A 17,559-nucleotide genomic window follows, 5' to 3' on the forward strand; every position below is an offset into this window, starting at 1 on the left:
AAAAAATAACTGCAAAATATTAGTGTTCAGAGTATAATTATAAATAACTGGATTTTACGATTAAGTTTAGGAAGAAATAAAAAAATAAATAGGTGATATATATGCTGCGTTCGATCTCGCATAATCCAATTTTATCGCATATACCGCCTGCTACTCAAATGCCGAAAGAAGCAAATGTCAGGACAGGACTTGCATTTTCGGATAATTTGCATGCAGATCCGAAAAAAGATAAATTGCTAGAACAAATGGAAGCATTTGTCGATAACATTGGAGAAATTAAAGAGAAAATTGAAATGGAATTAACGCTTGATAATGTAATGGAATACAAAAATACAGTAAAATCATTTTTGAATTTTTACGTAGATAATGTATTGCAATATAAAGATGTCATGTCTCGTCATCCGCGTTACGGATATTCACAGAAAATGACGATTGTGAAACAGGCGGAAATGGGATTAAATGAGTTAGAAGATGTTATGAACTTAATTAATACGAAAACAGGACATTTAGAAATGTTAAATCAAATTGGAGAAATCCACGGTTTAATTGTAAATTTAGTCTTGTAAAAGGGAAGGAAGCTATATGTACATACAATTATATGAAAAGCTCGTTATTATTCAAAAAGCATATGAAAACATTCAAATACTTGGAGAACAAATATATGAGAATTTAAAACATAAAAATGTAAATGCAGTTCAAAAGTTACAAGTAGAGCAATTGCAGTACATTGATGGTTTAAAAAAGTTATCAAGTTCATTTGAAGAAATGGTTGCTCAGTTTTGTAAAGAACAGGGAGTGGAAGCATTTCGCGTAAGTGCGTTATTTTCGTATTTTTCTCATGAAGAAATTGAAAAAATGGAAGAATTACAAAAAAACCTAACAGAATTAGAAGAGAATGTAAAAATGATTCTTTTGAAAAATCAATATTACTTAAACGTACTATTAAAAACTACAGAAAGTATTGTGGATTCCGTTTCTGAATATAATTTAGAGCGAAACAATAATTCACAAATCTTTATGAACGAACTATTGTAAAGGGGAAGTGAAACATTATGAGACTATCTGATTATAATACGCCGTTATCGGGTTTGTTAGCGGCACAAATGGGATTACAAACGACGAAACAAAATTTATCAAACATTCATACGCCTGGTTATGTGCGTCAAATGGTGAATTACGGATCGGCTGGAGCAAGTCAGGGCTATTCACCGGAACAAAAAATAGGTTACGGTGTACAAACGTTAGGCATTGACCGTATTACAGATGAAGTGAAGACGAAACAGTTTAACGATCAATTATCTCAACTCTCTTACTATAACTACATGAATTCGACTTTATCACGTGTAGAATCTATGGTTGGAACGACAGGAAAGAATTCATTATCTAGTTTAATGGATGGCTTCTTTAATGCCTTTCGTGAAGTTGCAAAAAATCCAGAACAACCAAATTACTACGATACATTAATTTCTGAAACTGGGAAGTTTACAAGTCAAGTAAATCGTCTAGCGAAAGGCTTAGATACAGCAGAAGCACAAACGACAGAAGATATTGAAGCGCATGTAAATGAATTTAATCGTCTTGCTGGCAGCTTAGCGGAAGCGAATAAAAAAATTGGACAAGCAGGTACACAAGTGCCAAATCAACTTTTGGATGAACGTGATCGTATCATTACAGAAATGTCTAAGTATGCAAATATAGAAGTGTCTTATGAATCTATGAATCCTAATATCGCGAGTGTTAGAATGAATGGTGTTTTAACAGTAAATGGACAAGATACATATCCACTTCAATTAAATAAAGAAAAAGAACCAATGACTGCTGAAATTTACGGTTCGGAAATTCCTTTAACTAGTGGAGCAATCCAATCAGCGATCGATACGAAAGCGAAGATTGCTAGTTATAAGAAAAACCTTGAAGAATTAATGATTTCTGTAAAGAATGAAGTGAACACAGAAATGGGAAAAGAGTTCTTTGTGGAAGATCAAGCGAAAGATATGAAATTAAACCCTGAATTTGCAAAAGATGTTTCGAAAATGAAAATATCTGCTGAAACAGCAAATAACCTAGCAGCAATTACGAATGATGATTATAAAGAAGGACTTACATATAAACAAGCATTAGACCAATTTATAGTTGGTGTAGCATCTGATAAAAGTGCAGTGAATGCTTATCAAAAAATCCATGGGGATTTATTAGAGGGAATTCAGCAAGAAAAGATGGGTGTTGAAGGCGTTAATATGGAAGAGGAAATGGTTAATTTAATGGCCTTCCAAAAATATTTCGTCGCAAACTCTAAAGCTATTACGACGATGAATGAAGTGTTTGATAGCCTATTTTCGATTATTCGATAAGTGATAGTAGTTGATTGGAAATATATAAGGAGGAGATAAAAATGAGAGTATCTACATTTCAAAATGCAAGCTGGGCAAAGAATCAGTTAATGGATTTAAATGTGCAACAACAATACCATCGAAATCAAGTAACTTCAGGGAAGAAAAACCTTCTTATGAGTGAAGATCCACTTGCAGCAAGTAAATCATTTGCGATTCAACATTCATTGGCGAATATTGAACAAATGCAAAAAGATATAGCGGATTCGAAAAATGTGTTAACACAAACTGAAAATACTTTACAAGGTGTTTTGAAATCTTTAACAAGAGCAGATCAATTAACAGTACAAGCATTAAATGGAACAAATAGTGAAAAAGAATTGAAGGCTATTGGTGTAGAAATTGATCAAATTTTAAAACAAGTTGTATATTTAGCGAATACGAAAGAGCAAGGCCGTTATATTTTCGGTGGTGATAGTGCAGAGAAGCCGCCGTTTACAGAAGATGGTACATACCAAGGTGGAAAAAATGATGTGAACTGGCAACTAAATGACGGTTATGAATTCAAAGCGTTTCGTAACGGAGAAGCATTATTATCCCCAGTTATAAAAACGTTAAAACAGATGAGTGAAGCGATGCAAAACGGTGACCCAAAAGCGTTAAAACCGTTATTAGAAGGAAATAAGCAAAACTTAGATGGCATCATTAATCGTACAACTGAAGTTGGTTCGACAATGAACACAATGGAGACGTTTAAAACAATTTTAAGCGAGCAAAATGTAGCACTTCAAGAAAACCGTAAAGAAATTGAGGATGTTGATTTAGCGGTCGCAATTTCTGATTTAGCTTATATAAACGCAACGTACGAAGCAACATTAAAAGCTGTTAGTACGATGAGTAAAACGAGTATTTTAGATTACATGTAAATGATAAGGAGTGAAAAATATGGCAGGGACAATATCTAATTATGGTGACAGACAGCAAATATGGAATTTAGGAAATAACATGATAGATACAAAGAAATTAGTAGATTTAGAGTTACAAGCATTGGAAATGAAAAAATCACCATATACTACACAAAAACAAACGTTAACAAATGAAAACAAAGTGTATGCGAGCATGAAAAAAGAGTTTGCAAATTTTGTGCAAGTATTCAAAGATTTAAACACATTTAAAGGTGATGAAAAGAAAACAACTCTATCCAAAGATGGTTTTATGACAGCACAGGCGGATGCTGCTGCAATTCCTGGAACATACACAATTACAGTAGAGCGAGTAGCAGAAAGGCATCAAATAACTACAGCTCCACTTACTCCCCCAAAAACTCCTGAAGGTACGGAGCAAAAATTCAGTTTAGATTTAAAGCTTGGAATAGATGATGTATTCCAGATAAATGGAAAAGAAGTTAAAATTTCGGGAGATATGACGTATAAAGATCTTGTCAATAAAATTAATAATGGAAATTATGGTGTATCCGTATACACATTAGGGGATCAACTATTTTTTACATCTACTATTGCAGGAACAGAGGGAGAGCTGAAATTAACGGATGGTGCCAATGGCTTTTTACAAAATATAGGACTGGTTACTTCTGCGAAAAATACGGATGGAACGAATGCCATTGCACATCAAGTGACAGGGGCAGCAAATGCAGAATATACAATAAATGGAATTAAAGGAACTAGTAAAACAAATAAGATTGATACAATTCCAGGATTAACTATTAACTTAGAAAAGGTAACTACAGAGCCAATTAAATTAACTATCGAAGATTCAGATTTAAAAAATTCGATAGATTTAATCAAAAAAATGAAAGATGAGTATAATAACGCTGTTAAAAGCTTAGATTTGTTTTCTGGTGAAAATGGAGTAATGCAAGGGAATAATGTTTCATTTGCTATAAGTAATGCAATGACAAGCATTTTTAGATTTTCCCAAGATGATAAGTATTTATTTTCTTTTGGAATTCAAATTGATAAAACAGGAAATATGACTCTTGATGAAGAGAAATTGAAAATAGCTTTTAAAGAGAATCCAGAATCTACAAAACAATTTTTCTTTGGTTTTAATGGCATTGGTCATGATATAGATAAAAAGCTCGAGGGAATCTTTGGAGATGAAGGGATTATTGGAAAACGCTCTAAAAGTATTGAAAAGCAAGTAACTGATTTAGAGAGAAAAATTCAAGATATTGATACAATTAATAAGAAAAAACAAGAATCAATTATTGATAAATATGCAAAGTTGGAAAGCCAGCTAGCATTGCTTGATAGTCAGCTGCAGACAATCAAAGCAATGACAAAAACAAAAAGTAATGATTAATGAAAGCTGAGGAAGTGATTATATGCAAGCATGGCAACGTTATATGCAAAACGATATTATGACGAGTAATCCGATTAAAAATACAATATTTATTTATGAAAGATGTATCGTAGAGTTTCGTAAATTAGAAGAACTTTTAAATACATTTAAACTTCAAGAAGGAGACGACCTTCTTGAAAAGTTAGAACGTATATTTGAAGAGTTGAAGCTTCAATTAAATCCTGATATTTCGAAAGATTTATATGACAGTCTATTTGGTTTATACGATTGGATTAGCATTCAAATTCAAACGATGAAAGTAACGCGCCAAGCAAAAGACATTGATGCGATTGTACAAGTGTTACAAGATTTAATAGACGGTTACCGTGGAGCGCTCGAAAATGAACAATGATATTTATCGAACGTTTGTCAGTTGTTTTAATGGAATCGGTGAATTGCAGGTTTCAGATGAAGAATTTGCTGAGAAAAGTGAGATGTTAAATCGTTGGATGATGACATTGGATGAAGAAACGCGCACGCAAGTTGCAATGGAAGTTACCCCGTGGATTATTAAGGCAGCGCAGCATATTCGAGATAAGCAAAAGATTTTGGAAGAAATGATTATGGAAAATGATGGGCGAATGAAAGCTAATTCATTTTATGGTAAATATTAATGATAAAGTATGGAAACGGATTCCCCTTTTTAAAAGGGAATCCATTCCTTGTTTAAATAAAGAGTTCCGCTGATTGAGGTTTCACTTTATGCCTGTAATGAGAAAATAATCTAAATAATATAAAAATTGACTTTGATTTGTATTCCATATATCGAAATATTTCATGGATTACTACGTGTATACATTTTTTTGTATTCTTTTTTTATATTTTTGTATTTTTCTAAAGACAACAATGGAAAAATGGAATAAAATATGTAAGGGTACATGATTGTTAATATTTTAATAAACACATATAAGAAAATAAATAATGAAGTGAAACTTCCATCAGTGGATCATTAAGTTAAAAAAGAAAGGGTGTGGAATATGCCAGATCTAGTGAGTGATGTAGGCCATTATATGAATTATTTAGTGACGAAACGAAATACTGTTTCTAGTAATATTGCAAATGCGAATACACCCGGCTATAAAGCACAAGATGTAACATTTGCTGAGCAAATGAATAAAAGTAGTGCATTATATAAAAACAATGCTGCGGACTTAAAGAGCAATCCAGATTTATATCAAACGAATGAAATGCACTTACCGACAGTGAATGCGAAAAATACATATGCAAAGATGCAAACAAAATCAATGCAAACGAATAAAGATGGAAATAGTGTGGATGTAACGACAGAAATGCTAGATTTAATGAAAGCAAATCAGTTATACGGTATTTCAATTAACGCGATTAATACACAATATGCAATTAACCAAGCGGCACGCGGACGTTAAAAGTAGAAGGAGAGACAACGATGTTTCAGGCAATTAATGCAAGTGGCTCAGGGCTAACGACAGCGAGAAAGTGGATGGAAGTTACTTCTAACAATATTGTAAATGCAAATACAACGGCTGCTCCGGGGGCGAATTTATATGAGCGTCGTAGTGTAGTGCTAGAATCAAACAATAGTTTTGCAAATATGTTAGAGGGGTCTCCTACAAATGGAGTAAAAATAAAAAGTATTGAAGCAGATAAAACTGAAAACTTAGTGTATGATCCAACACATCCGCATGCAAATGAAGAAGGATATGTACGTTATCCAAATATTGATGTGACTGCTGAAATGACGAATGTAATGGTTGCCCAAAAAATGTACGAAGCGAATACAAGTGTATTAAATGCGAATAAAAAAATGCTGGATAAAGATTTAGAAATCGGCCGAGGATAAGGGGGAATATAGTAATATGAAAATTCAACCAATGTTAAATACACAACCATTTGGAGCAATTCAGTCAATTGGTGCACCGAAAACGTCTCAAACATCTGTAGTTGAGGGGAAAAAGTTTATTGATTTATTGGAAGATATGAATCAAACGCAAAACAATGCGCAAACAGCAGTATACGATTTACTAACTAAAGGGGTAGGGGAAACGCATGACGTTTTAATTCAGCAGAAGAAGGCAGAGTCCCAAATGAAAACGGCTGCTCTCGTACGTGATAATCTTATCGAAAATTATAAGTCACTAATTAATATGCAAATTTAGGAAAGTGGACGGGTGTGTTTAAATGGAAAAGATAAAAAATGTTATCCAATCATTAAAAACGTGGCATAAGTTAGTAATCGGTGCTGCGCTTTTAGCGATTGTAACAGGAGCACTTTTATACTTCACCTTGCCAGATAAATATGTTGTTGTATATCAAAATTTAAATGATACAGATAAGCAAGAGATTACAGCAGAATTATCGAAGTTAGGTGTCGATTATCAATTAGCAGCCGATGGTTCGATTCGTGTGCAAAAGAATGATGCTCCATGGGTTCGAAAAGAAATGAATGGGATGGGCTTACCATTTAATTCTAAAAGCGGTGAGGAAATTTTATTAGAAAGCTCGCTCGGTTCAAGTGAGCAAGATAAAAAAATGAAGCAAATTGTCGGTACGAAAAAGCAATTGGAGCAAGATATCGTAAGAAACTTTGCGACAGTTGAAACGGCGAATGTTCAAATTACATTACCTGAAAAAGAGACAATTTTTGATGAAGAAAAAGCAAAAGGAACAGCTGCAATTACTGTAGGTGTGAAACGTGGCCAATTATTAACTGCAGATCAGGTTGCAGGTATACAGCAAATGATTAGTGCAGCAGTTCCAGGTGTAAAAGCAGAAGAAGTAAGTGTGATTGATAGTAAAAAAGGTATTATCTCAAAAGGAGCAGATGAAGCGCATTCTACTAGTTCCTCTTCTTATGAAAAAGAAGTAGAGATGCAGCAACAAATTGAAGGTAAATTAAAGCAAGATATTGATGCAACATTAATGACGATGTTTAAACCGAATGAATATAAAGTGAATACGAAAGTGTCTGTAAACTATGATGAAGTTACACGCCAGTCAGAAAAATATGGTGATAAAGGTGTACTTCGTAGTAAACAAGAGCAAGAAGAAAGCTCTACTGCACAAGAAGGAGCAGAGACGAAACAAGGCGCTGGTATTACAGCGAACGGTGAAGTACCAAATTACGGTACGAACAATAATCAAAATGGTAAAATCGTCTATGATAATAAAAATGGTAACAAAATTGAAAACTATGAAATAGATAAAACAGTTGAAACAATTAAGAAACACCCAGAATTAACGAAAACAAATGTTGTAGTATGGGTAGACAATGATACGTTAGTAAAACGAAAAATAGATATGACTACTTTCAAAGAAGCAATCGGCACAGCTGCTGGGCTTCAAGCTGATCCGAATGGAACCTTTACAAACGGTCAAGTTAACGTTGTAACTGTTCAGTTTGATCAGCCGAAAGAAGAGAAGAAGAAAGAACCAGAAGAAAGCGGTATAAACTGGTGGTTATTCGGTGGAATTCCAGCTGGTTTATTAGCGATTGGTGGTCTAGTATGGTTCTTATTAGCAAGACGTAAGAGAAAGAAAGAAGAAGAGGAATATGAAGAATACTTAGCAGAAGAGGAAATTGCTGCAAGTAATGAAAGTATTATGGAAATTCCTGAAGAAAAAATAGTACCAGAGCCAAAACCAGAACCAGAAGAACCGAAAGAACCAACGTTAGATGAACAAGTGCATGATGCTACGAAAGAACATGTAGAAGGAACTGCAAAAGTAATTAAAAAATGGTTAAATGGACAGTAAGGGAGGAACAACGATGTTAGATGAAATCTCCTCCAAAGAAAAAGCTGCCATCCTTATTCGTACATTAGAAGAAGGGGTGGCAGCAAAAGTCATTGAATATATGACGGCTGAGGAAAAAGAAGTATTACTTCGTGAAATCGCGAAGTTTCGTGTATATAAACCGGAAACGTTAGAAAATGTACTAGGGGAGTTCTTATATGAATTAAATGTAAAAGAATTAAACCTAGTGACTCCGGATAAAGAATATATTCGTCGCATATTTAAAAATATGCCAGAAGACGAATTAGAAAAATTATTGGAAGATCTTTGGTATAACAAAGATAATCCGTTTGAATTCTTAAATTCACTTGCGGATTTAGAACCGCTTCTTACTGTACTTAATGATGAATCGCCACAAACGATTGCGATAATCGCTTCTTATATTAAACCGCAGCTTGCTTCTCAATTAATTGAGAGATTACCAGATCATAAGCGAGTAGAAACGGTAATGGGGATTGCGAAGCTAGAGCAAGTTGATGGTGAATTAATAAATCAAATTGGTGATTTATTAAAATCAAAATTAAATAATATGGCATTTAATGCAATTAATAAAACGGATGGCTTGAAAACAATAGTAAACATTTTAAATAATGTTTCACGAGGTGTTGAAAAAACAGTCTTTCAAAAGCTGGATGAAATGGATTATGAGTTATCTGAGAAAATTAAAGAAAACATGTTTGTATTTGAAGACTTACTCGGACTTGAAGATCTTGCACTTCGTCGTGTATTAGAAGAAATTACAGATAACGGTGTTATTGCGAAAGCACTTAAAATTGCAAAAGAAGAAATTAAAGAGAAATTATTTACATGTATGTCTTCAAACCGTAAAGAGATGATTCTAGAAGAATTAGATGGCTTAGGACCGCTTAAGATGACAGATGCTGAAAAGGCACAGCAAACGATTACAGGCACAGTGAAAAAGCTAGAGAAGGAAGGAAGAATTATCGTTCAAAGAGGTGAAGATGATGTCCTTATTTAAAAACAGAATTCCGAAGAATTCTGTTTCTTTTTCTGAAGAAACGTTTGAATTACAATTTCCAAAACCAATACCAGTTCAAGTAGAAGAAGAAATACAGGTGGACCATGAAGAGCTTCTTGCACAGCAACAATCATTACATACTGAACTGAATCAACTAAGGCAAGAACAACAAATGTTAGAACGAGAGCGTCAACAGCTATTACAAGATAAAGAACAATTTCAAATGCATATTCATGAACAAATGGAACAGATGGAAGCAGCACGTATGCAGTTTCAAAAAGAACAACAAGAAACAGCATATGAATGGACAGAGTTATTATGGGATCAATCTTTTCAACTAGCAGAAAAAATCGTGAATCAAGCGGTAGATTCACGATTGCTTGATGTGTTACCCATTTTAACTGGTATCGTTCAAACGTTGCCTACTTCGTTTGAAAAATTAATCATTACCGTACATCCAGAAACATTTGAACGTATTCAAGAAGAGAAGGAAAATACGAAAGAATATTGGTTACTACAATTAGTAGAATGGAAATATGATTTCTCCTTACAGTTCGGTGAATTTGTTCTAGAAGAAGAGAAAGAGTTCTTTGAATTTAAATTTGCACCTATATTTGCGAAACTTCGCCAGAAATGGGAAGAAGAGAAGTTATTTGAGGAGCAAAATGTATGAATCGACTATTAATGAATGAAAACCAAAAATGGAATACATTTATTGAAACGCCGTTTTATACGAAAGTCGGTAAAGTTCATAGTGTACAAGAACAGTTTTTTGTAGCGAAAGGGCCAAAGGCGAAAATAGGAGATGTTTGTTTCGTTGGAGAACATAGCGTCTTATGTGAAGTAATTGCAATTGAAAAAGAGAACAACATGTTACTTCCATTTGAACAAACAGAAAAAGTATGTTATGGAGATTCAGTTACACTAATTGCAGAAGATGTTGTTGTACCTCGTGGTAATCATTTACTCGGAAAAGTGTTAAGTGCAAACGGCGAATTACTAAATGAGGATGCAGAGAATATTCCATTACAAAAAATAAAACTAGATGCCCCGCCTATTCATGCATTTGAACGCGAAGAGATTACCGATGTATTTGAAACAGGAATTAAATCGATTGATTCTATGCTAACAATTGGCATCGGTCAAAAGATTGGTATTTTTGCAGGTTCTGGTGTTGGTAAATCTACTTTACTCGGAATGATTGCAAAAAATGCAAAAGCTGACATTAATGTTATTAGCTTAGTAGGAGAACGTGGCCGGGAAGTAAAAGACTTTATTCGAAAAGAATTAGGTGAAGAAGGAATGCGAAAAAGCGTCGTTGTTGTAGCGACGTCAGATGAAAGTCACCTAATGCAACTTCGTGCAGCGAAACTTGCAACGTCTATTGCTGAATATTTCCGTGATCAAGGTAATAACGTACTACTTATGATGGACTCTGTTACTCGTTTTGCTGATGCGCGTAGAAGTGTTGATATTGCCGTTAAAGAGTTGCCAATCGGTGGTAAAACACTCTTAATGGAAAGTTATATGAAGAAGCTGTTAGAGCGCTCTGGGAAAACACAAAAGGGATCCATAACAGGTATTTATACCGTACTCGTTGATGGAGACGATTTAAACGGCCCTGTACCAGATTTAGCGCGTGGTATTTTAGATGGACATATTGTATTAAAACGTGAGCTTGCAACACTTAGTCATTACCCTGCTATTTCAGTGCTAGACTCAGTGAGTAGGATTATGGAAGAAATCGTTTCGCCAACTCATTGGCAACTTGCAAATGAAATGAGAAAAATCTTATCTGTTTATAAAGAAAATGAATTGTATTTTAAATTAGGGACGATTCAAGAAAATGCAGAAAATGCTTATATTTTTGAATGTAAAAACAAAGTAGAAGGTATAAATACGTTTTTAAAACAAGGTCGATCTGATAGTTTCCAATTTGATGATATTGTTGAAGCGATGCACCATACAGTATAAGACCTCTGCCCAAGAGGTCTTATTTTTTTGTTTTTTAATATTTCACAGATTTTTTTGGAAAAAAACTATATAATAGAAAAAGAGAACGTTATAATAGGAAGGGGCTATGAAAACAGGTGGATAAGCAGCAGTACGACACGATAAAATTGCAAATAAATCAAGAAAAAGAACAGATTTTGAAAGAAGTGTATGAATTAACAGGTGAAAAAAGAAAAATAGAACAAAAAAAAGAATATGATTTATATGTAGTAAAATCGCGTAGTAAAGTCGTACAAACTGGGCAGCGTATAATGGCCGGCATGCTTTCGTCACATACGTTTTCACCTGAAAGAATAGAAGAATGGAATCGGAAAATTAAAAAAACGGAAGATTTTATTCAAAAAAATGAAAGCCTTTTAGAACAAGTAAAAGAAAAAGAACGTGTCATTGATGAGATGTATCAAGAAGATTGTAGAAAGCTTGCAAAAGTACGAGAAAAGCAGGAAGAAAAAATGCTTCTTGATTTGAAAATGTGTATGAATGGATGAGGTGAATATAGTGATACAGTCTGTATTACCGGTGCAACAAAGTTTACCTCCGCAAAAAGAAAAAGGGCTAGAAGTACAATCAAAAAGTGAAGATTCTTCATTCGATCGTACGATGAGAATGGAAAATAAAAAGCAGCCGAAAACGGAGAAAATGAAACAAGAAGAAGCACCAAAAGAAGAAAAAAAAGAATATATTCTTTCTAAACAATCAGTAACGAAAGAAGAGCCAATTGTAAAGAAAGAAGAAAAAAAAGAGACAGAACAGTTACTATTAGCTGTATCTGAGCAAATGGTTGCAATTGAGCAATTACGTGTGCAACCGGAATTGTTATATCAATACATACAAAAAATACAAGAGCTATATAAAGAATATGGGAATATAAAACTTAACGAATTACCCGCCAATGAATTACAACAGTTGCAAGAGCTTCTTTCAAATATGAATATCAAAAATGCTATATGTTTAGAAGATACAATGCAAATGGCGTTAGATAAAGTGAAGATGCCAGAGCAAACGATGCAAGTATTGAAAGTTGTAGAAACAGAAACTTGTAATATCGCAAAAAAACAAGAAGATTCCAAAGACTTAGATGTAGATCTTCCAAAAGCTGAGGGCGATGATGTAAAGATAGAGTTGCCGGAAGGTGATGTGTTAAACGATTCGAGTTCAACGGGTGCGGAGTTGCTAAATAAAGCAACGGGTACGGATCAAATAGGAAAATCAAATAGTGGCGCTGAGAAAGTTTCATTGCCTGATTTAGGAAAGAAAATGGAAGCGCAAGTAGAAGCATTGCAAAAATTTGTAGTGAAACAAGAGCGTGTTTTATTTCAGTTAAATCCAGAAAAACTTGGTACATTAACAGTGTTTATGAAAAAAAATGGAGATCAAATTGATGTTCACGTAGAAATGGAAAAACATGATGCGAAAAAACGTGTTGAAATCATTTTTGATGAATTGAGATTGAAGTTAAAAGAAAAAGAAATCAATATTCAAATTAGCTATTCAGATAAAGATGAAAATCGAAAAGAACAGCGAGAACAAGAGCAAAGACAAAAACAAAAATTAGCAAGTACGAAACATGAAAAACAACATTCAAAAGAATTTGCGGGATTATTGGAGGAATAAAGTGTGCCAACAGTTGGATTAAATACAACGAGTACAAATCATATTCCGTTACAAGCAGGAGCACAAACAAAAAACGCATCTGTTACTGGTGCACAGTCGACAGCTCAACAAGCAAACGGAGTATCAGCAAGTACTCAAAAAACACCCGGTATTATGGATAAAGATGATTTCCTGAAACTTTTTTTAGCAAGCTTTCAACATCAAGACCCGTTTAATGCGATGGATATGAACCAAATGATGAACCAAACAGCACAGCTATCGCTTATGGAGCAAGTACAGAATATGACGAAAGCAGTAGATAAACTGCAATCAACGATGTATTCGACAGCTCTTGATGGGGGGATGAAGTTTTTAGGAAAGTACGTTAGAGGTGTAAGCAATAATGGAAAGCAAGTGACTGGTCAAGTGGAAACAGTTCGACTTGCTGAAAATAACGAGGTGCAACTTATTGTTGATAATCAAGTTGTCTCACTTCGTTTCATAGAGAGGGTTTCTGATAAACCGATAACAGAAACTAATCCGGAAGATGAGAAGAAAGATGATATAGAAAAAAATGAAGAGGTTAAACCAGATTAATAAAAGGAGTGTACAAGGGTTATGATTAAAGCGTTATATACAAGTATTACAGGGATGAATGCAGCACAAAATGCATTAAGTGTGACTTCAAATAATATTGCAAATGCACAAACAGTTGGATATAAAAAGCAAAAGGCTATTTTTGATGATTTGCTATATAATAATACGGTTGGTTCACGTGGTGATGGTGCTTATGCTGGCACGAATCCAAAGAGTATTGGTAACGGTGTAAAGTTCAGTGGGACATCTACAGATTTTAGTGATGGTTCTATTACTTTAACTAGTGATAAGATGGAGACAGCGATAGAAGGAAACGGTTTGTTCTTAGTTGGTGATCGTAATGCTGGAAATGTAGAGTATACGAGAAAAGGGTCTTTCGGTGTATCGAAAGATAGCTATGTTACAAATACAGGTGGACAGTATGTACTAGGTTATGGTGTAAAAACAGGAACACAAGAAGTAGATTTTTCTTCACGACCAAGCCCAATTCATATTCCAATGGGATCAGCTGTTGGTGGGATTCAAACAGATAAAGCGACAATAGGCGGAAACCTTCCTAGAAACCAAAATGCATTATCTCACGAATTTACAGTTTTTGATGCGGAAGGGAACTCGTTAACGTTACGTGTAAATATTAAACAAAAGACTACAAAAGAGACTGTAGATGGTAAAGAAGTTGAAAAGCCAGTGCCAGGCGAATATACATATACAGTTTCTGTAAGGAATGATTCTAAAAACGAAAAAGAATTTAAGCCTGTCGAAGGCATGACGGGTGAAAAAAATCTTAAATTTGATACATTAGGAAATTTAAAGGAGACAGATGAGGTTGTACAAAAAGATCCAGTAACTGGTAAAATCACTAAAGGTGGATCTGTTCAAATTCCTTTTGGTGGTGGTCTAACACTTGATTTAAGCGGATTAACAAATTATCCGACAGGGAAAACGATTTCTACCACAGAAGTAACGGGGCGTCCAGCTGCAATTGCAAATGACTACTCTATTTCTGACGGTGGTTTCGTTATGATGAAATATTCGGATGGTAGTATGAAAGTTGTAGGACAACTAGCTATAGCTACATTCCCAAATTCAGGTGGATTAATGAAAACTGGGAATGGAAATTACGTTGCGACACCATCAGCGGGTATTCCGGGGATAGGTGTTGCTGGTGAGAATGGTGCAGGTAATGTACGAGGATCAGCAAAAGAAAGTTCAAACGTAGATTTATCCGTAGAATTTGTTGATTTAATGCTTTATCAACGTGGATTCCAAGGAAATGCGAAAGTAATTAAAGTTTCAGATGAAGTATTAAATGAAGTTGTAAACTTAATTCGATAATATATCATAAAGTAAAATTGTAATGTAGTAGAAAGGGTTTTTTATTCGTATGACGACAAGACAAGAGCGAATTTTACAATTGCCTTTTTTCGAAAATAAATGTGAACTTGCAGAGCAAGTGTTAAAAATGGAACGAGAAGAGCATATATATTTACCTGATCAATTTGAAATTAAGCAAGTACCTGCATATTCATTTGGTGAAAAGCAATCAATCATTGGCCGTATTCATGAGTTTTATTTCGTAAGTGTTGGTAGCGAAGGAGAATGGAAGTATCAACTGTTTAAGGACGAGATGAAGTGCCGTGAGTTTTTTATTACACTATCAGGGATAACGGATCAGCAGATTGCATTTTGGTTCAATAACATCGAGTTATTGAAAAGCTCTTAAAAAGATCTAAAAAGACCTTAAAAGCTCTTTTTAGGGTTGAAGAGAGGACCTAGCGTTGTTTTGGAGCGGTTAGTGCCTAATAGGGCCGCGACTGGTGTGTAAGGACAGAGGTATGGAGAGTTACTAGGGTAGTATAAGAAGAGGTAAGCAAAGTTTAGTGTGGATAAACAGTTATGATCCAGACGAGCTCCTATTTGTAAGAATAGAGCTATGGAGGCTTACGGAGATGGTTTGGAATGAGATAATCATTTCATATTAGGCCAGTGCCTTCTGGATAGTATGTGACGATAGATTTCTATAAAAGGAGAGGTGAGGAGGATGGCGCAGAATAAGTATCGCGTTACATTCATTTCGCCAAGTGAGGTTGAGCAGCGGACTGTAATGGCGGCGAGTAGTTTGCCGGATTTAATTCGTAAAGTAGAGAGTATTATTGCAGATCCGAACGGTTATTTTGTAAATGATAAAAAAAATAATTGCTATTTTAAAGTGATTAAAGAAAATGTTACATTTATTCAATATGAGTTACTATTTTCGGATAAGGAAATTCATATTGAAAAATTAAAACATATAGCACCATCTATATTGAAACAATTATTTAAAAAAATAAATGATCCAGAATTATATGCGCTTGCGCTACTTGATGTTGATATAGCGACGAAAGAATATGTGCTAGAAGAAATGGATTCGGAGCTAAGAATAAGAGTAGAAACGGAGCTTTCGAAAAAGTGGGAAGCACTGCCGACAGAAATTGTAGGAGCACAAGAAGTATTATTAGAGGCACTTGCTTCTTTTATACAAGATTAAGCGTGTTTTAAAATAAATCGTTCGACTATCTATATTTTTCATATAGGTAGTTGACTTTTTCGGTTTAATAAAGCTTAATAATTAGATATACGGAATTAATGGAAGGGGAGCGACACCTTTATGTCACAAGCACAAAGTATTTTATTAGAAAGTGGAACAAATGAATTAGAGATTGTCACATATACTGTTGGTGAAAACCTATTTAGTATTAATGTAATGAAAGTACGTGAAATCATTAATCCATTCCCTGTTACAACTGTTCCAGAATCTCATCATGCAGTTGAAGGTGTTGTTCAAGTACGTGGTGAAATTTTACCTGTTATTAATTTAGCAACGGCTCTTAATTTAAAATCAACAAAGCCACTTGATCAAACGAAATTTATTATATCTGAATTAAACCAAATGAAAGTTATTTTCCGCGTTGATGAAGTGCATCGTATTCAACGTATTTCGTGGGAACAAATTGATGAGCCAGCTTCATTATCTATGGGACTAGAGGAAACGACATCTGGTATTGTAAAGCTAGATGGAAAAATCATCTTACTATTAGATTACGAGAAAATTGTATGTGAAATTAGCGGTACTGGCTATGACAATAAATCACTTGCAGGTTTAGAGCAAAAAACGGATCGAGCTGAAAAAGTTATTTATATTGCAGAAGATTCAGCAATGCTTCGTCAAATATTAGAAGAAACATTATCATCAGCTGGATATACGAAAATGAATTTCTTCAGCAATGGTGCAGAAGCATTAGCACAAATTGAAAAGCTAGCGAAAGAGCAAGGGGAAAAAATGTTTGAACATATTCACTTGCTAATTACTGATATTGAAATGCCGAAAATGGATGGACATCATTTAACGAAAGTAGTTAAAGATAGTGAAGTAATGAATCGTTTACCAGTCATTATTTTCTCTTCATTAATTACAAATGAATTATTCCATAAAGGCGAAGCTGTAGGAGCAAATGCGCAAGTAAGTAAGCCAGATATTCAAGAGTTAATTGGTTTAGTTGATAAGTTAGTGCTTTAAAAGCTTTTATTAGTAGCTGGAAGAGAGAATCTAGCGAAGTGTGGAAGTGGGGTCAGTGCCTAATAGAGCCTTCAATTGAGGGTTTGAAGAACCGATATACAACTCTATTCTTTTAGTAGGGAGGAGGGAACTAGCCATGTGTAAGTAATACTGGCTAGTTCCTTTTTAGTATTCTATACTCTGTACAGGTAGAAAGATTAAACGTTTCTAGAGTGTTTGTGGCTGTATGAATAGTCTCTATTTCGAGATTTTCAATTTGTTTAATGAATAAATAGCGGGCTTGTTTATTTGAAAATATAAGAGATTGTATTTTTGGATTATGCTAGTAAGGTTGCGTAGTAACGCAAACTTTTTCGGTG

The 17,559-nt window shown here is 34.4% G+C and carries 21 protein-coding genes; all 21 read left to right on the top strand.

Annotated features, from left to right (window positions below):
* Positions 1 to 101 precede the first annotated feature (101 nt).
* The 21 genes from ACU8YW_RS08295 (at position 102) to ACU8YW_RS08395 (ending at position 17,200) form a co-directional block, all read left to right on the top strand.
* Complete coding sequence (locus tag ACU8YW_RS08295) at positions 102 to 566, top strand: YaaR family protein (RefSeq protein WP_000946323.1); 465 nt, start codon at positions 102 to 104, stop codon at positions 564 to 566.
* Between the two features lie 16 nt (positions 567 to 582).
* Complete coding sequence (locus ACU8YW_RS08300; RefSeq protein ID WP_088062765.1) at positions 583 to 1,035, top strand: hypothetical protein; 453 nt, start codon at positions 583 to 585, stop codon at positions 1,033 to 1,035.
* Between the two features lie 17 nt (positions 1,036 to 1,052).
* On the top strand, positions 1,053 to 2,351 hold the full coding sequence (gene flgK, locus ACU8YW_RS08305) for a flagellar hook-associated protein FlgK (protein WP_088062766.1): 1,299 nt from the start codon (positions 1,053 to 1,055) through the stop codon (positions 2,349 to 2,351).
* 41 nt (positions 2,352 to 2,392) lie between these two features.
* Positions 2,393 to 3,256, top strand: a complete 864-nt coding sequence (locus ACU8YW_RS08310) for a flagellar hook-associated protein 3 (protein ID WP_098134028.1) — start codon at positions 2,393 to 2,395, stop codon at positions 3,254 to 3,256.
* A gap of 19 nt (positions 3,257 to 3,275) precedes the next feature.
* On the top strand, positions 3,276 to 4,652 hold the full coding sequence (locus ACU8YW_RS08315; RefSeq protein WP_262719594.1) for a flagellar hook-associated protein 2: 1,377 nt from the start codon (positions 3,276 to 3,278) through the stop codon (positions 4,650 to 4,652).
* A 22-nt stretch (positions 4,653 to 4,674) separates the two neighbouring features.
* Positions 4,675 to 5,043, top strand: a complete 369-nt coding sequence (locus tag ACU8YW_RS08320) for a flagellar export chaperone FliS (protein ID WP_098134030.1) — start codon at positions 4,675 to 4,677, stop codon at positions 5,041 to 5,043.
* Complete coding sequence (locus tag ACU8YW_RS08325; protein ID WP_097881648.1) at positions 5,033 to 5,305, top strand: flagellar biosynthesis protein FlgG; 273 nt, start codon at positions 5,033 to 5,035, stop codon at positions 5,303 to 5,305. Before ACU8YW_RS08320 ends, ACU8YW_RS08325 begins: the two co-directional genes overlap by 11 nt.
* A 363-nt stretch (positions 5,306 to 5,668) precedes the next feature.
* Positions 5,669 to 6,076 carry a flagellar basal body rod protein FlgB gene (flgB, locus tag ACU8YW_RS08330; RefSeq protein ID WP_062822519.1) on the top strand — a complete coding sequence of 136 codons (408 nt, stop codon included), beginning with the start codon at positions 5,669 to 5,671 and terminating at the stop codon, positions 6,074 to 6,076.
* Positions 6,077 to 6,096: 20 nt separating this feature from the next.
* Positions 6,097 to 6,510, top strand: coding sequence for a flagellar basal body rod protein FlgC (gene flgC / locus ACU8YW_RS08335; RefSeq protein WP_060489730.1), 414 nt, complete (start codon positions 6,097 to 6,099; stop codon positions 6,508 to 6,510).
* A 16-nt stretch (positions 6,511 to 6,526) separates the two neighbouring features.
* On the top strand, positions 6,527 to 6,826 hold the full coding sequence (gene fliE, locus ACU8YW_RS08340; RefSeq protein ID WP_000701682.1) for a flagellar hook-basal body complex protein FliE: 300 nt from the start codon (positions 6,527 to 6,529) through the stop codon (positions 6,824 to 6,826).
* Between the two features lie 22 nt (positions 6,827 to 6,848).
* Positions 6,849 to 8,423, top strand: coding sequence for a flagellar M-ring protein FliF C-terminal domain-containing protein (locus tag ACU8YW_RS08345; protein WP_426933793.1), 1,575 nt, complete (start codon positions 6,849 to 6,851; stop codon positions 8,421 to 8,423).
* 13 nt (positions 8,424 to 8,436) lie between these two features.
* A complete protein-coding gene (locus ACU8YW_RS08350; RefSeq protein ID WP_000883360.1) occupies positions 8,437 to 9,441 on the top strand; it encodes a flagellar motor switch protein FliG in 1,005 nt (334 codons plus the stop codon).
* The gene (locus tag ACU8YW_RS08355; RefSeq protein ID WP_426933792.1) at positions 9,428 to 10,114 is read left to right on the top strand and encodes a FliH/SctL family protein; all 687 of its coding nucleotides are present in this window, start codon (positions 9,428 to 9,430) and stop codon (positions 10,112 to 10,114) included. Before ACU8YW_RS08350 ends, ACU8YW_RS08355 begins: the two co-directional genes overlap by 14 nt.
* The gene (gene fliI, locus ACU8YW_RS08360; RefSeq protein ID WP_426933791.1) at positions 10,111 to 11,415 is read left to right on the top strand and encodes a flagellar protein export ATPase FliI; all 1,305 of its coding nucleotides are present in this window, start codon (positions 10,111 to 10,113) and stop codon (positions 11,413 to 11,415) included. Before ACU8YW_RS08355 ends, fliI begins: the two co-directional genes overlap by 4 nt.
* A gap of 116 nt (positions 11,416 to 11,531) precedes the next feature.
* Positions 11,532 to 11,942 carry a hypothetical protein gene (locus ACU8YW_RS08365; protein WP_000360879.1) on the top strand — a complete coding sequence of 137 codons (411 nt, stop codon included), beginning with the start codon at positions 11,532 to 11,534 and terminating at the stop codon, positions 11,940 to 11,942.
* A 10-nt stretch (positions 11,943 to 11,952) separates the two neighbouring features.
* Positions 11,953 to 13,068, top strand: coding sequence for a flagellar hook-length control protein FliK (locus ACU8YW_RS08370; protein ID WP_142291705.1), 1,116 nt, complete (start codon positions 11,953 to 11,955; stop codon positions 13,066 to 13,068).
* Between the two features lie 3 nt (positions 13,069 to 13,071).
* Positions 13,072 to 13,644 carry a flagellar hook assembly protein FlgD gene (locus tag ACU8YW_RS08375; protein ID WP_106382794.1) on the top strand — a complete coding sequence of 191 codons (573 nt, stop codon included), beginning with the start codon at positions 13,072 to 13,074 and terminating at the stop codon, positions 13,642 to 13,644.
* Positions 13,645 to 13,665: 21 nt separating this feature from the next.
* Entirely contained in the window at positions 13,666 to 14,979 is a 1,314-nt protein-coding gene (gene flgE, locus ACU8YW_RS08380; protein ID WP_088062775.1) for a flagellar hook protein FlgE, read from the top strand.
* Positions 14,980 to 15,028: 49 nt separating this feature from the next.
* Positions 15,029 to 15,367 (top strand): DUF3964 family protein, encoded by a 339-nt coding sequence (locus ACU8YW_RS08385; RefSeq protein ID WP_222660589.1) that lies wholly within the window; start codon positions 15,029 to 15,031, stop codon positions 15,365 to 15,367.
* Between the two features lie 318 nt (positions 15,368 to 15,685).
* A complete protein-coding gene (locus tag ACU8YW_RS08390; protein ID WP_106382795.1) occupies positions 15,686 to 16,171 on the top strand; it encodes a LysR family transcriptional regulator in 486 nt (161 codons plus the stop codon).
* A gap of 120 nt (positions 16,172 to 16,291) precedes the next feature.
* Positions 16,292 to 17,200 (top strand): chemotaxis protein, encoded by a 909-nt coding sequence (locus ACU8YW_RS08395; RefSeq protein WP_064459934.1) that lies wholly within the window; start codon positions 16,292 to 16,294, stop codon positions 17,198 to 17,200.
* The last annotated feature ends 359 nt before the right edge of the window (positions 17,201 to 17,559 follow it).

It is taken from the genome of Bacillus pretiosus (assembly GCF_052947655.1).